Below are 13,764 nucleotides of genomic sequence, written 5' to 3'. Positions count from 1 at the left end.
CGCGGCGCCCAGGGAAAGGCGTTGCCCGCGCGGGCAACGCCGGGGATGGAACGCCTAATCCTTCTTGCGCAGCAGCCGGGTGACGCCATGCTCCAGCAGCGTGGCGGCGGCCTGGCGTCCGCCCAGGCCAAAGGCCAGGGCGAAGGCCACGGCCACGGCGCCCAGCGTCAGGCCGAAGGCCAGTTGCACGATTTCATTGGCGATACCCATGGCGCGCAGGCCCATGGCGGTGACCAGGCCCAGGATGGCAAAACGCGCCAGATGGGCGGCAAAGGTGCTGCCTTCCTTGCCGGTGCGTGCAATGGCGCTGGCGGCCAGGCTGGAGAGCCAGAAACCGGCCATCAGAATGGCGCTGCCGAGGATGATGTCGCCGCCAAAGCCGATGAAGGTGGTCACCACCTCGCTGACCTGGTCGAACCCCAGTTGCGAGGCGGCCTCCACCGCGGCGAACAGCAGGGCGAAGAACATCACCAGCCGGCCGGCCAGCTGCGATGGGCGCAATGCGCCGGACAGCGCTTCGCCCAGCCCGAGCTTGCCGGGCAGGGCGTCGGCCCCGGCGCTGGCCAGCAGGCGGGCGAGCAGGCCGGCGGCAAAGCGCGCCACGTACCAGGTCAGCAGCAGGATGATGCAGGCCGCGAGCAGGTGCGGCGTGGCGCCCAGCACCTGCTCCAGCACCTGCGTGGCCGGGCGCGAGATGGCGTCTATCCTGAGCGCATCCAGCGCGGCGATCAGCGAGGGCACGAAAACCAGGAGGAACACCAGCGTGCCGCCCAGGCGGGGCAATTGCACGCTCTTGTCCAGACCGATGCTGCCGTTCAGCCGCTGCGCGCCCGCCGCGGCCAGCAGGTTGCCCACCAGCGCCCGCAGGATGCGGGCCACGGCGTAGCCGGCGAGCGCGATCATCGCCGCGCCAAAGGCATTGGGCAGGTAGCCGAGGAGCTGGGCCAGCAGGCTGCGCACCGGCTCCAGCACACCCTCCAGACGCAGGGCGCCCAGGATGGCCGGCAGGAAGAACAGCATCACCAGCCAGAACAGCACGTTGGCCGCATGGCGGCTCATGGGCGCCATGCCGGCTTCCTGTGACAGGCGCTCGTCCAGCGTGGTGGCGCCCAGGGCCTTGGCGGCCATGGCGCGCAGCAGCGTGGCCAGCAGCCAGGCGACCAGCGCCAGCACCGCGCCGGCGGCCAGGTGCGGCACGTAGCCCACCACGTCCTGCACGATCTGCGCCAGTGGCGCGGACAGCAGCGTCAGGTCCAGCGAATTGAGCGTGGCGACCAGGGTGGCCAGCAGGACGAGCCAGAAGACGCCGGTGGCGGCGGCCTCCTCCATGCGGAGGGTGGCGTGGGTGCCGGCGCTGATGCGTTCATTGACGCGCAGCATCCTGAGTCCGCGGCGCGTGGCGGCGCGCACGATGACGGCGAGCAGCCAGCCCACCACCAGGATGGCCAGGGCGCCGAGCACCTGCGGGGTCTGCGACCCCAGCGCTTGCTGCAGGGCATGGGTGAAGGCATTGAAATCCATATCGGTCCTTGAAGTCTCGCGTGCGGCGAGGCGGGTGTTTCAGATGTCTCGCGATGGTTGTGGAGGGCTTACCTGGCCGCCGCGCGCGCCTGCTTGAGCCAGCCGTCCCAGGTCTGCTGGTGCGCCTTGATCCACTGGTCGGTGTGGCGTTCGATATCCGCGGCCTTGTTCTGGCCCTGGCTCATCAGGTAGTTCTCGGCATTGATGTCGGCGATCGGCAGCTCCATGATCGAGAACAGCTTGGCCGCCGCCGGGTTGGCCTCGCACCAGGCCTTGTTGGCGACGATCTGCTGGTTGTTCACCACGAAGCCGTAGTTCTTGCCGTTGGGCAGCTTGGTGTCGATGTCTTTCTGCTCACCGGGGAGCGACGAGAACGGCACCTCCAGCCACACCACGTCCTGGCCGGGCTTGAGCACGTTGCTCACCCAGTAGGGCGTCCAGGTGTAGTAGAGGATGGGCTTGCCGGCCTTGTGGCGCGTGATGGTGTCGGCGATCAGCGCCGAATAGCTGCCCTGCTGGTGCGTCACCGTCTTGCGCAGATCGAAGGCGGTGAGCTGGTGCTCGATCACCGCTTCGCAGCCCCAGCCCGGGTTGCAGCCGGTCAGGTCCGCCTTGCCGTCACCATCGCTGTCGAACAGCTGGGCGAGCTTGGGGTCCTTGAGCTGGCCGATGTTGGTGATTTTGTATTCGTCGGCGGTCTTCTTGTCGATCAGATAGCCCTGCGCGGCATTGGGCGAGAAGATGCCCTCGCGAAACAGCTTGGCGTCGCCGCCGGCGTTCTTGTAGTAATCGGCATGCAGCGGGTTCCAGTGGTCGGCCAGGAAGGTGGCGTCGCCGTTGCCGATGGCGATGTGCGCCGTGGGGTATTCCACCTCCTTGATCGGCTGCACGTCGTAGCCGAGCTGGGTGAGTGCCTTCATCACCAGCAGCGTCTGGAAGGTCTCCTCGGCGATCGAGCTCTTGAGCGGCAGCACCTTCACGCCCTTGCCGGGCAGGTCGGCCGCGCTGGCCGCGACGGCGAAGGTGCTGGCCAGGGTGGCAAGCACCAGCAGGCGGCGGATGCGGGAGGGTTGGAACATGGTGTTCTCCTTGGGCAAAAATTTGAATGAAAAGTGGTTGTAACGCTTGCTGGACAAGCGCTGAAAGCTATGGTTTATGGGTAATGCGCAGCAGCGCGCCCAACGGTCCGCCGTGCCACCAGCGCTGGCCGCCGCGCTGCGGCTCGCCCATGGCCTGCGTGATGCGGTCGAGCACGATGGCCAGCAGCACGATGCCCAGGCCGCCGACGGTCGCCAGGCCCATGTCCAGGCGCCCGATGCCGCGCAGCACCATCTGTCCCAGGCCGCCGACGGCGATCATCGAAGCGATGACGACCATGGAGAGACTGAGCATCAGCGACTGGTTGATGCCGGCCATGATGGACGGCATGGCCAGCGGCAGCTGCACCTTCAGCAGCAGCTGCGCGGGCGAGGCGCCGTAGGCGCGGCTGGCCTCGATCAGGTCGGGCCGCACCTGGCGGATGCCGAGGTTGGTCAGGCGCACCAGCGGCGGCAGCGCGAAGACGATGGTGACGATCACGCCCGGCACGTTGCCGATGCCGAACAGCATGACGACGGGCACCAGGTAGACGAAGGCCGGCGTGGTCTGCATCGCATCCAGGATCGGGCGCGTGATGCGCTGCGCGCGCTCGCTGGCCGCGAGCCACACGCCCAGCGGCAGGCCGATGAGCACGCAGAACAGCAGCGAGGTGAACACCAGCGCCAGCGTGACCATGGTGTCGTTCCAGATGCCGAGCAGCGCCACGGCCAGCAGCGAGACGGCCGTGGCCAGCGCCAGCCAGCGCCCGGCAAACTGCCAGGCGATGAGCGCGATGAGCAGCACCATCAATGGCCAGGGTACGGCCAGCAGACCATCCGAAATGCCCGAAAGAATGGCGTCGATGGGCGTGCGAACGGCCTGAAAGAAGGGGCGGAAATGATCGACGACCCACGCCAGGCCGTCGTTGATGGGGCCCTGCACCGGCAGGCCGTCGGTGGTGATCTGGTGCCAGAGCGCGGCGAGGCCGCCGCCGTCGCCATCGGGCGGCGCCGCGCTGGCGCTGGAATCGAGCCAGCTGGCGCCGCCCTGGGTGCCTTCGGTGGCGGCACCCCAGGCGTCGGTGGTTGCGGAAGGATCGGCAGGGGCCGCCGGTGTGCTGGCGGCGCTCCATGGATCAGAGGAGGCTTCGGTGGCCATGGTGATTCCTTTGCGTGTCACGCCGCCTTGACGACCGGATCGGCCGCCTGGTGCGGGTAGTGCGGGTTGAGCTGCAGCGGCGCCACTTCGGGCTGCAGCGGCAGCATCGGCGGCGTGTCGCGGTCGAGAAAGCGCATCAGCGTCGTGCGGCTCACCACGCCGAGGTACTGCCCGGCCTCGTCCACCACCGGCAGCGGGCAGGGCGCGTTGGTCATCGCGCCGTACAGCTCGGCCACCGGCGTGTCCGCGGGCAGGGGCGGTGCGTCCTTGAGATAGGCATGTTTCAGCCCCAGCGGGCCCTGGTGCCCGCGCAGCGCATCGCGCAGCGATTGCGACGAGACGGCGCCCAGGTACTGCTTGCGCGGGCTGAGCACATAGGCCACGTCGCGGTCGGAATCCTCCAGGATGCGCAGCGCCGCGCGGCAGCCGCGGTCGCCCTGTTCGGAAATCACCGTGAGCGACTGGCGCGCGATGTCGCGCGCCTTGAAGACCGCGGCCGCATCCACGCCACGCACGAATTCGCGCACATAGTCGTTGGCCGGAGCGCGCAGGATTTCATCCGGCGTGCCGACCTGCACCACCTGCCCGTCCTTCATGATGGCGATGTGGTCGCCGATGCGCATCGCCTCGTCCAGGTCGTGCGAGATGAAGACGATGGTGCGGCGCCTGGCTTCCTGCAGGCGCAGCAGCTCGCTCTGCATCTCGGTGCGGATGATGGGGTCGAGTGCCGAGAAGGCCTCGTCCATCAGCAAAATGGAAGGGTCCGCCGCCAGCGCCCTGGCCAGGCCCACGCGCTGCTGCATGCCGCCCGAGAGTTCATCGGGGTAGCTTGCCTCCCAGCCCGCCAGGCCCACCTGCGCCAGCGCCTCCCTGGCGGCGCTCTCGCGCGCTGCCTTGTCCACGCCCGCCAACTCCAGCCCGAAGGCAGTGTTCTCCAGCACCGACAGATGCGGCATCAGCGCGAACGACTGGAACACCATGGAGATGTCCTTGCGCCGCAGCTGGCGCAACTGGCGTTCGTCAAGATCGAGGATGTTCTGGTCGTTGACGAAGATGCGTCCGGCTGTCGGTGCGATCAGGCGGTTGAGCAGGCGCACCAGCGTCGACTTGCCCGAGCCGGAGAGGCCCATGACGACGAAGATTTCACCGGCCTCTATGCGAAAGCTCGCATTGAAGACGCCGATGGATTGGCCGGTGCGCTCCAGGATTTCCTGCTTGGAGACGCCTTCGCGCGCCAGGCGCAGCGCTTCATCCGGCGTTTCGCCGAAAATTTTGTATACCTTGTCGATGGTGATCGATTTGGCCATCTGGTGGGTTCTTTCCTGTGGATTGAACTCACCCCGCGGCCATGCAGGCGCGCGGGGCACGATGGCCGAAGCGTGCAAAAAACACACAACCCCGATGCAGTGACATCGCCCAAAGTGCCTGCCCGCAAAAGGGACGCACACGGCGGACGTTGCCGGGGAAGTTGGCCGCCTTCCGGGGCGGCCGGGCGGCTCGGATGGCACGCGGGAAATGGTGCGCAAGAGCCGGTGCGCGGATGAAAACGGGGCACGAGCGCCATGCCGTCCATCCTGGGCATCGAGGCCGAAACTTCGGCCGTGGCAGGTGCGGCGCATCCGCGGGATGCTGTGCCCTGCCGTGTTCCAGCCCGCGTCAGAACCTGTTGAACCGGGCCGGATTACCTGCTGCGCAGGTTGTAAAACACGCAACCATTATAAAAAACGTGTCTGAGGTGGCAAAAATAAATCCGCGCACGGAACTTGGTTTTTGCGCGATGGCGCAGTGGCATCCCCGCGCGGGCAGTGCATGGCGTCCCGTCGATCGGCCATTCCAAAGTGCTGCAGGCCGCAATTTCCGTGTGGATTGCAGAGGGGCTGGCGCATTGCGCGCGCCTGACTCGGTGAAAATCGGCCATTGGTTCGCGCACGGTGGCGCGGACCGAGTCCGTTCAAGGTGTTCGATGTCCCCACGCGCGCAGCAGCTTCCTTCCATTTCCTGCGTCATGCCGGCGTACAACGAGGCGGCATCGCTGCCGGCGGTGGCGGCGCAGACCCTGGCCGCCCTGCGGGCGCTCTCGCCGCGGGTGGAACTGGTGGTGGTCAACGACGGCAGCCGTGACGCTACCGAATCCGTGGTCCGCGGCCTGTGCGCCAGCGAACCCGCGCTGCGCCTGGTGCAGCTGTCGCGCAATTTCGGCAAGGAGGCGGCGCTGACCGCCGGCATCGCCGCCGCGCGCGGCGAGGTGGTGGTGCTGATGGATGCCGATGGCCAGCACCCGACGGCGCTGCTGGCCGACATGCTGCGCCACTGGCAGCAGGGGGCGGACGTGGTGTATGCGGTGCGGCGCACGCGGGAAGACCAGTCAGGGCTGCACCGCAAGCTGGTGCCGTGGTTCTACGACATCGTCAACTGGGGCAGCCGGGTGCGCATTCCGCGCGATGCGGGGGATTTCCGGCTCATGGACCGGCGCGTGGTCGATGCGCTGCTCAAGCTGCCCGAGCGCCACCGCTTCATGAAGGGGCTCTACGCCTGGGTCGGCTTTCCCAGCGTGGCGCTCGATTACGACCCGCTGCCGCGCGCCGCGGGGCACAGCAGCTTCGGCCTGCGCGGCGCGCTGCGCCTGGGCACCACCGGGCTGTTCGCGTTCACCGCCGTGCCGCTGCGCCTGCTGGGGCTGCTGGGGGTGGTGCTGGCGGTTTCGGCCATGGGCTACGGCCTGTGGGTGGTGCTGGATTACTTCTTCAACGGCATCGATGTGCCGGGCTATGCCACGCTGGTGGTGGGCATGATGTTCCTGAGCGGGGTGCAGCTGGTGTCCATAGGGCTGCTGTCGGAATATGTGGCACGCATCTATGACGAGGTCAAGCAGCGCCCGCTGTACCTGGTGGCCGATGAGGCGGGCAGCGGCCTGGCTCAGGACGGGCAGCCCGGTTCATGAGAGTGCAGGGGGCCGGCCAGGGCCTGTGGTTCATCGGCGTGGGCGGCGCGGCGGCGGCTACGCATGCGGCGGTGTTCTGGCTGGCGCAGCACGCCATGCTGGCCGAACTGGCCAATGCGCTGGGCTTCGCGGTGGCGTTTTTCGTGAGCTTTGCCGGCCACCGCTGGCTGAGTTTCCGCGGTGCGGCGACGGGCGTGGGGCAAAGTCTGCTGCGCTTCGCCACGACCGCCCTGGCGGGCTTTGCGGTCAACGAGATCGTCTTTGCGCTGCTGCTGCGCGGGGCCGGCTGGCCGTCATGGCTCGCGCTATTCCTCGCCATGGCCGTAGCAGCGGGGCAGACCTTCGTTCTCAGCCGCTACTGGGCCTTTCGCGCCTGAGGCGTACAGGCTCCACGATTCGCCTTGCTGCACCTTCTTCCAGCCGGGCGGCGCGCTGGTCCTGGCGGGCGTCACCAGCCAGGCGCCGCCGTGCTGCGCCGCGGTTTTGAGCCGGCCGGGCCGTTGGAGGATGGCGCGTGCCGTGTCCGGCTCGAAGTCACCCGCCTCGAAGAGTTCGCGCTGCCAGTTGTCGCTGGCGCTGGCGCGCAGGCCGGGCCAGTCCTGCACCACGATGATCGGCTGCCGCAGCCGGGCCGTGAAGGGCAGGTCGTAGGGATAGCCGCCGCAGGCGTAGACCGGTTCGCCGGGCTTTCTTTCGGCGGCAAGCGTGGCGGCCACGTCGATGCTGAGCATCCGGTGGTTGAGGCCGACGGTGATGGTCAGGACCAATACGCCGCCCACGGGAACCAGCGCCAGCAGTGCAAACCAGCGCTCCGCATGCCTGCGGCCCGGCATCACGCGCTCCCAGCCGAGCGCGGCGAGCAGCGCCAGCGGCGGCAGCACCGGCAGGATGTAGCCCGTCAGCTTGGACGCCGGAATGGAGAAAAACAGCAGGATGGCGAGCAGCCAGATCCAGCAGAGGGATCGAACCGGGCCCGCTATTGGTATGAAAGCATTTGGCACGGTCTGGTTGCGGGCTGGCGCTGAAAATGGAATGAAAAATGTCCATGGCAGCAGCATCACCGCCAGCACGACCGGATAGAACCATTCGCCATGCCGGTTGTTGAAGGTGGTGCCGGTGTAGCGCCCGAACTGCTGAACGCCGAAGAGGTAGTTCCACAGCCCCGGGTAGCGCTCACCGGCCAGCACGAACCACGGCAGCGCCAGCAGTGCAAAAAGGAGCAGGCCGCTGACCCACGGCAGGCGCAGCACCTTGCGCCACTGGCGCGTCCAGCTGATCCACGCCAGCAGCACCAGGCCGGGCAGCGCCACGCCGATCAGCCCCTTGGTGAGCAGGCCGAGGGCGCCGAAGGCAAAGCCGGCGCGGGCCAGCGTGGCGTGTGGCCGCTCGCCGTGCAGCAGGCTGAGCGCAAAGCACCAGATGGTGCTGGCGATGAAGGCGGCCACAAGCATGTCGTGGTTGACGTACTGCCCGCCTATCAGGAAGGCGCCGCTGGCGGCCAGCATCAGCGCCGCGCGCCGCGCCAGGGCGGCCGTTGTCAGGCGCCTGGCGGCCAGGTACAGGCCGCAGACCATCAGCAGCGCGGCCGCCGCCGGCACCAGCCGGGCGGCCCAGGGCGTGGCGCCGAACGCCGCCATGGCGCCGGCCTGCAGCCAGTGCATCAGCGGCGGCTTGTGAAAGAACGGCAGGCCGTCTAGGCGCGGCACCAGCCAGTCGCCCGAGACCAGCATCCAGCGGCTGATCTCTGCGTAGCGGCCTTCGTCGGGCACGCTCAGCGGGCGCAGGGCTGCCAGCACGAGCAGCAGCGCCAGCAGCAGCGCCAGCCAGCGCCAGAACGGGAGGGAGGTATTGCGGCCTGGGCCGGGCGATGGATCGGAGGTCACGTGCGGTGCGCAAGTCGGGAGGTGCTGCAAAAAAGGTGGCTGCCGCGCACCAGCGCCACGTGGCTGGCGGCAAGCTGGTCGGCAAAATGGCTGCCGCGCAGATGCTCCCATTCCCATTCGCGCGCGGCGGCGATGGGGTCGGGCGGGGCGCCGGCATCCGGCGCGGGCCTGCCCGGGTGGCACATCAGTACGCAGGCGGCGGGCGACAGCCCCAGCCAGCGCGCCATGCGCCGGGCATACCGGGCCTGATCGCCATCGAAATCATAAACGCCAGACAAGGCTCCAGCGCATGCCACGCCTGCGTTGGCAGCTATCGTTTCAAGACTGCCCGCACCCATCGCGGCGATCACGCGGCTTTTGAGATTGGTCTGGCCGGCCGGGACGCGCGACAGCCGCAGCCAGGGCCCGCGGGCGCCGTAGCGCTGCGCCAGCAGTTCCACCAGCGGCTCGCGGATGCCGGCGAATTGCTGCACATGCTGGTGCCCGTCGACATGGTCCGGGGCGGCATGCCAGTGGGCTTCAAACAGATCCAGCTGGCGCTCGATGGCGTCGCGCGCCTGGCGGCGCTTGAGGCCGCCGGCAAGCGCCCGCAGCATGGCGGCGCCCAGCCCCATGCCGTGGCCCGCCGCCCGCGCGAACGGGCTGGTCCAGTCCAGGTGCAGCCCGACGTCGATGCGCCCGCGCTCCGTCTGCAGCGCGGCCGCATCCTCGGGCCAGCGCGGCGAGAGCACCATGGCGCTGGTTGCGCTCAGCCGCCCGGCGTGCGCCAGTTCCTGGATCGCCTGGCTGATGCCGGCGCTTTGCGCGTAGTCGTCGGCGCACAGCACCAGCGGCTTGGCTTGGGTGGCAGGTTGTTGGGGCGTCATGGCAGGTTGCGGCAGCCGGCGGGCGTGCCGGCACGTCCGCCGGCTGCCGCTCAGGGCGAGGCAGCCGGCGTTCCATGGGTTTTCAGGAAAGGTCGATGCAGTGAAAGCCGAAGCTGTCTTTGCGGCGGTCGGCGAAATAGCATTCCAGCGTCTTGCTGACGGTGCGAAACGCCAGTTGCTCCCAGGGAATTTCGGCTTCGGTGAAAAGGCGGGCTTCCAGCGTCTCTATGCCCGGGTTGAACTGTTCGCTTTGCAGCGTGGCGCGGTAGAACAGGTGCACCTGGCCCACGTGGGTGACGTTGAGCAGCGTGAACAGCGGCCCCATGGCGATGTCGGCGCCGGCTTCCTCATCGGTCTCGCGCGCGGCGCCCTGCGCGGTGGTTTCCTGCAATTCCATGAACCCGGCAGGCAGTGTCCACAATCCGCGGCGCGGCTCGATGGCGCGTTTGCACAGCAGCACGCGATCACCCCGCGCCGGAATGGTGCCGACCACCATCAGCGGGTTTTCGTAGTGGATGGTGTGGCATTGCGTGCAGACGGCGCGCGGGTGCGTGTCGCCGTCATCGGGGATGCGGTAGACGACCGGTGCGCCGCATTCGCGGCAGTGCTTGATGGGGCGGCGTGGAAACATGAACAGGCTGTGCGGCGGAACGGGAGGGTTTTTTCGTGTCAGGCGATCTTGACCCGCAGGGGCTCAAGACCGTCAATGTGGCCCGCCAGCAGGTCGCCGCGCACCACGGCGCCCACCCCGGCGGGCGTGCCGGTGAAGATCAGGTCGCCCGGTGCCAGCAGCCATGCGCGCGAGAGATGCGCGATGATTTCGGGCACGCTCCAGATCATGTCTGCGATGGTGCTCTTCTGCCTCTCGCTGCCGTTGACCGTCAGGGCGATGCCGGCCCGGGCGATGCCCTGGGCCTGCGCGGCGGGCGTGAGAGGCCCGATGGGCGCACTGGCGTCAAAGCCCTTGGCGATGCTCCATGGGCGGCCCTTCTGCTTGGCTTCGCTTTGCAGATCGCGCCGCGTCATGTCCAGGCCCACGGCATAGCCCCAGACATGCTCCAGCGCACTGTCGACGGCGATATCGGCACCGCCGCGCCCCATGGCCACCACCAGTTCGAGCTCATGGTGGTAGTTGTTCGTCAGGCTGGGGTAGGGCACCGATCCGGTTTGTCCGGCGGCTACGGGCACCACCGCGTCGGCCGGTTTCATGAAGAAGAACGGCGCCTCGCGCCCGGTGCTGCCCATCTCCCTGGCGTGCTCGGCGTAATTGCGCCCTACGCAGTAGATGCGGTGAACCGCAAAGCGCTGGTCCGACCCGCAGACGGAGAGGCTCGCAGGAGCAGCAGGAGGAAGAACGTAGGGCATGCGTGCGCCTTGTGGTGCTGGTTCAAGACGCGCAGTGTGCCACGGCGGGTATCCTAGTGCCGTGTCGCACGACTGGATCATCCCCGACTGGCCCGCGCCCGCGTGCGTGCAGGCGCTGTGCAGCACGCGCAGCGGCGGGGTCAGCGCGGCCCCGTGGGACCGCTGCAATCTGGGCGACCACGTCGGGGATGCGCCTGGCGCCGTGCGGGCCAATCGCGCCCGGTTCGCCGAGGTGCTGCAGGGCAGGCGAGGCGATGTGCGGCCGGTCTTTCTGCGCCAGGTGCATGGCACGCGGGTGCTCGCCATCGACCGCGGCACACCCGATGGAACCGAGGCGGATGGCTGCACCAGCACCACGGCCGGTGTGGCGTGCACGGTGATGGTGGCCGACTGCCTGCCCGTGCTCCTTACCGACAGGACCGGCACGCGCGTGGCCGCGGCGCATGCCGGGTGGCGCGGCCTGGCGGCGGGGGTGCTGGAAGCAGCATTGCAGTGTTTTTGGCCTTTAGCGCAAGACGGTGAAGCGCCTCCAGCTATCAAATCAGAAGTCATCGCCTGGCTGGGGCCGTGCATAGGCAAGGCGGCGTTCGAGGTCGGCGGCGATGTGTTTGCGGCATTCACGCGGGCGGATCCTGGCGCCGCCATCTGCTTTGCCGCGTCGGGGCGCGAGGGGAAATACCACGCCGACCTGGCGGCGCTGGCGCGCAGGCGGCTGGCGGCCGCGGGCCTCTCCCGGGTTCATGGCAACGATGGCTCAGAGCGGTGGTGCACGGTTGCCAACCCGGCCCGCTTCTTCTCCCACCGGCGCGATGCCTCCCGGCTCGGCGCCAGCGGCCGCATGGCCGCCAGCATCTGGCGGCTCGGCTGAGCCCGGCATCGCCGCATCGCCCGGGGATGCGGCTTCAGCCCTGGCGCGGCGTGCCCGTTTGCGGGCGGGTGCGCCAAGAATGTAGCCCAGCAGCGCGGCGGGCAGCAGCCCGTAGAACACGAAGGTGCCGGCGCCGCCCAGCAGCGTTCCGCCGGGCGCCGTGGCCTCGGCCACGCCCATCAGCAGAGTGACGTAAATCCAGGCGGTCAGAATCAGATACATCATGCGATTGTGCTGGTGACCACATGACGCATGGGTGACAATACTTCGGCAATCCAGCATGTGTGAATGGAAAACGGAGGCAGCATGAATTTCGATACCAAGCAGGCGCAGGATACGGCGCAAAAAATGCAGCAGATGTGGACCAATGCCTGGGGCCAGATGCTGCAGGCCTTCAAGCCGGTGGATGTGAGTGCGGTTGCCACCAGCATGAAGCCGCTGCAGGCGGTCGGCTTTTCCCCCGAGCGGCTGGCGCAGTTGCAGCAGCAGTACCTTGACGGCGTGCATGCGCTCTGGAACCAGAGCTGGGGCGCCGGCAGCAAGACGGAAGCCGGCGGGCGCGGCGACCGGCGGTTTGCGGCCGAAGAGTGGGGCAAGAACCCGCTTTCGGCGTTCAGCGTGGCCGCCTACGAATTGCAGGCGCGCACATTGAACGCCATGGCCGATGCGGTGCAGGCGGATGAAAAGACCCGTGCGCGCATTCGCTTCAGCGTGGAGCAGTTCCTGGCGGCGAGTGCGCCGAGCAATTTCCTCGCGTTCAATGTCGAGGCGCAGAAGAAGGCGCTCGAAACCCATGGCGAGAGCCTGGCGGCCGGCATGGCCAACCTGCTCAAGGACATCCAGCAGGGCCACATCTCCATGACCGACGAAAGCCGGTTTGAAGTCGGCAGGAACGTCGCCACCACCGAGGGCGCGGTGGTGTTCCAGAACGAGCTGTTCCAGCTCATCGAATACAAGCCGCTGACCGCCAAGGTTTATGAAAAGCCGTTCCTGATGGTGCCGCCGTGCATCAACAAGTACTACATCCTTGATCTGCAGCCGGACAACTCCTTCATCCGCAATGCGGTGGCGCAGGGCCACCGCACCTTTGTCGTGAGCTGGCGCAACCCCGACATGTCGCTGGCGGGCAAGACCTGGGACGACTACATCGAGGATGCGATCCTCAAGGCCATCGCGACGGTCAAGGACATCGCCGGCGCCAGGCAGATCAACACCCTGGGCTTTTGCGTCGGCGGCACCATGCTCTCCAACGGCCTGGCCGTGCTCGCCGCGCGCGGTGATGATTCAGTCGCCAGCGCCACTTTCCTCACCACGCTGATCGACTTCACCGAGACCGGCATCCTGGATGTCTTCATCGACGAGAACTTTGTGCGCCTGCGCGAGATGCAGATGGGGCAGGGCGGCCTGATGGCGGGGCAGGATCTGGCCTCCACCTTCAGCTTCCTGCGGCCCAACGATCTGGTCTGGAACTACGTCGTGGGCAACTACCTCAAGGGCGAAACGCCGCCGGCCTTCGACCTGCTCTACTGGAACTGCGACAGCACCAACCTGCCGGGCCCCTACTACGCCTGGTACCTGCGCAATTTCTATCTGGAAAACAGGCTGGTCCAGCCCGGCGGCGTCACGGTCTGCGGCGAAAAGCTCGATCTGCGCCAGGTCGAGCTTCCGGTCTACGTCTACGGCTCGCGCGAAGACCACATCGTGCCGATCGGCGGTGCCTACGCCTCCACCCAGGTGCTGCCGGGCAAGAAGCGCTTCGTGATGGGCGCTTCGGGCCACATCGCCGGCGTGATCAATCCGCCCGCCAAGAAGAAGCGCAGCCACTGGCTGCGCGAGGATGGCAAATTCCCCGCCAAGGTGGAGGACTGGATCGCTGGCGCCACCGAGCAGCCCGGCAGCTGGTGGGACGACTGGGCCGCCTGGCTCAAAGGCCATGCCGGCAAGCAGATCGCCGCGCCCAAGGGCTATGGCCGAGCACCGCAGTTCAAGGCGCTGGAAACCGCGCCGGGCAGCTACGTGCGGCAAAAGGCTTAAGCTGTATCTGGTCAATACACCTGCAGGACACTGCAGGCGTGCACCGATTTT

The 13,764-nt window shown here is 67.8% G+C and carries 13 protein-coding genes; 4 read left to right on the top strand and 9 right to left on the bottom strand.

The window, feature by feature from the left end; genetic code table 11:
- Positions 1-54: 54 nt before the first annotated feature.
- The 4 genes from K320_RS0105000 to proV form a co-directional block, all read right to left on the bottom strand.
- Positions 55-1,521: a mechanosensitive ion channel gene (locus K320_RS0105000; RefSeq protein WP_024537754.1), complete on the bottom strand. Its 1,467-nt coding sequence runs from the start codon at positions 1,519-1,521 to the stop codon at positions 55-57.
- Positions 1,522-1,589: 68 nt separating this feature from the next.
- Positions 1,590-2,600, bottom strand: coding sequence for a glycine betaine/L-proline ABC transporter substrate-binding protein ProX (proX, locus tag K320_RS0104995; RefSeq protein WP_024537753.1), 1,011 nt, complete (start codon positions 2,598-2,600; stop codon positions 1,590-1,592).
- Between the two features lie 67 nt (positions 2,601-2,667).
- Positions 2,668-3,756, bottom strand: a complete 1,089-nt coding sequence (gene proW, locus K320_RS0104990; RefSeq protein WP_024537752.1) for a glycine betaine/L-proline ABC transporter permease ProW — start codon at positions 3,754-3,756, stop codon at positions 2,668-2,670.
- A 17-nt stretch (positions 3,757-3,773) separates the two neighbouring features.
- On the bottom strand, positions 3,774-5,063 hold the full coding sequence (gene proV, locus K320_RS0104985; RefSeq protein ID WP_024537751.1) for a glycine betaine/L-proline ABC transporter ATP-binding protein ProV: 1,290 nt from the start codon (positions 5,061-5,063) through the stop codon (positions 3,774-3,776).
- Positions 5,064-5,719: 656 nt separating this feature from the next.
- On the opposite strand from proV, the gene K320_RS0104980 reads away from it, so the two are divergent.
- On the top strand, positions 5,720-6,697 hold the full coding sequence (locus K320_RS0104980; protein ID WP_024537750.1) for a glycosyltransferase family 2 protein: 978 nt from the start codon (positions 5,720-5,722) through the stop codon (positions 6,695-6,697).
- Positions 6,694-7,074, top strand: a complete 381-nt coding sequence (locus K320_RS0104975; protein ID WP_024537749.1) for a GtrA family protein — start codon at positions 6,694-6,696, stop codon at positions 7,072-7,074. The genes K320_RS0104980 and K320_RS0104975 overlap by 4 nt, the downstream gene beginning before the upstream one ends.
- On the opposite strand, the gene K320_RS18000 is transcribed toward K320_RS0104975, so the two are convergent.
- From K320_RS18000 to K320_RS0104955, 4 genes are all read right to left on the bottom strand, one after another.
- Positions 7,003-8,580: an ArnT family glycosyltransferase gene (locus K320_RS18000; RefSeq protein ID WP_024537748.1), complete on the bottom strand. Its 1,578-nt coding sequence runs from the start codon at positions 8,578-8,580 to the stop codon at positions 7,003-7,005. The two genes, K320_RS0104975 and K320_RS18000, sit on opposite strands and share 72 nt — an antisense overlap.
- Positions 8,577-9,446: a ChbG/HpnK family deacetylase gene (locus K320_RS0104965; RefSeq protein ID WP_024537747.1), complete on the bottom strand. Its 870-nt coding sequence runs from the start codon at positions 9,444-9,446 to the stop codon at positions 8,577-8,579. Before K320_RS0104965 ends, K320_RS18000 begins: the two co-directional genes overlap by 4 nt.
- An 82-nt stretch (positions 9,447-9,528) precedes the next feature.
- Positions 9,529-10,077, bottom strand: a complete 549-nt coding sequence (locus K320_RS0104960) for an NUDIX hydrolase (RefSeq protein WP_024537746.1) — start codon at positions 10,075-10,077, stop codon at positions 9,529-9,531.
- A gap of 38 nt (positions 10,078-10,115) precedes the next feature.
- Positions 10,116-10,811 (bottom strand): fumarylacetoacetate hydrolase family protein, encoded by a 696-nt coding sequence (locus K320_RS0104955; protein WP_024537745.1) that lies wholly within the window; start codon positions 10,809-10,811, stop codon positions 10,116-10,118.
- Between the two features lie 61 nt (positions 10,812-10,872).
- On the opposite strand from K320_RS0104955, the gene pgeF reads away from it, so the two are divergent.
- Entirely contained in the window at positions 10,873-11,679 is an 807-nt protein-coding gene (pgeF, locus tag K320_RS0104950) for a peptidoglycan editing factor PgeF (protein WP_024537744.1), read from the top strand.
- On the opposite strand, the gene K320_RS18595 is transcribed toward pgeF, so the two are convergent.
- Positions 11,566-11,904 (bottom strand): hypothetical protein, encoded by a 339-nt coding sequence (locus K320_RS18595; protein WP_024537743.1) that lies wholly within the window; start codon positions 11,902-11,904, stop codon positions 11,566-11,568. The genes pgeF and K320_RS18595 overlap by 114 nt on opposite strands.
- 81 nt (positions 11,905-11,985) lie before the next feature.
- On the opposite strand from K320_RS18595, the gene K320_RS0104940 reads away from it, so the two are divergent.
- Positions 11,986-13,713, top strand: a complete 1,728-nt coding sequence (locus K320_RS0104940; protein WP_024537742.1) for a PHA/PHB synthase family protein — start codon at positions 11,986-11,988, stop codon at positions 13,711-13,713.
- Positions 13,714-13,764 lie beyond the last annotated feature (51 nt).

It is taken from the genome of Comamonas badia DSM 17552 (assembly GCF_000484635.1).
Lineage (GTDB): Bacteria > Pseudomonadota > Gammaproteobacteria > Burkholderiales > Burkholderiaceae_C > Comamonas_C > Comamonas_C badia.
Note: the sequence above shows the minus strand (reverse complement) of the source record. Positions and strands in the feature narration are given on the sequence as shown.

What these genes read in the sequence shown, in the direction of transcription:
- K320_RS0105000 (WP_024537754.1), bottom strand. Translation starts at nt 1,521, where the DNA reads ATGGATTTCAATGCCTTCACCCATGCCCTGCAGCAAGCGCTGGGGTCG.
- K320_RS0104975 (WP_024537749.1), top strand. Translation starts at nt 6,694, where the DNA reads ATGAGAGTGCAGGGGGCCGGCCAGGGCCTGTGGTTCATCGGCGTGGGC.
- proX (WP_024537753.1), bottom strand. Translation starts at nt 2,600, where the DNA reads ATGTTCCAACCCTCCCGCATCCGCCGCCTGCTGGTGCTTGCCACCCTG.
- K320_RS0104960 (WP_024537746.1), bottom strand. Translation starts at nt 10,077, where the DNA reads ATGTTTCCACGCCGCCCCATCAAGCACTGCCGCGAATGCGGCGCACCG.
- K320_RS0104955 (WP_024537745.1), bottom strand. Translation starts at nt 10,811, where the DNA reads ATGCCCTACGTTCTTCCTCCTGCTGCTCCTGCGAGCCTCTCCGTCTGC.
- proW (WP_024537752.1), bottom strand. Translation starts at nt 3,756, where the DNA reads ATGGCCACCGAAGCCTCCTCTGATCCATGGAGCGCCGCCAGCACACCG.
- K320_RS0104980 (WP_024537750.1), top strand. Translation starts at nt 5,720, where the DNA reads ATGTCCCCACGCGCGCAGCAGCTTCCTTCCATTTCCTGCGTCATGCCG.
- K320_RS0104965 (WP_024537747.1), bottom strand. Translation starts at nt 9,446, where the DNA reads ATGACGCCCCAACAACCTGCCACCCAAGCCAAGCCGCTGGTGCTGTGC.
- proV (WP_024537751.1), bottom strand. Translation starts at nt 5,063, where the DNA reads ATGGCCAAATCGATCACCATCGACAAGGTATACAAAATTTTCGGCGAA.
- K320_RS18595 (WP_024537743.1), bottom strand. Translation starts at nt 11,904, where the DNA reads ATGATGTATCTGATTCTGACCGCCTGGATTTACGTCACTCTGCTGATG.
- K320_RS0104940 (WP_024537742.1), top strand. Translation starts at nt 11,986, where the DNA reads ATGAATTTCGATACCAAGCAGGCGCAGGATACGGCGCAAAAAATGCAG.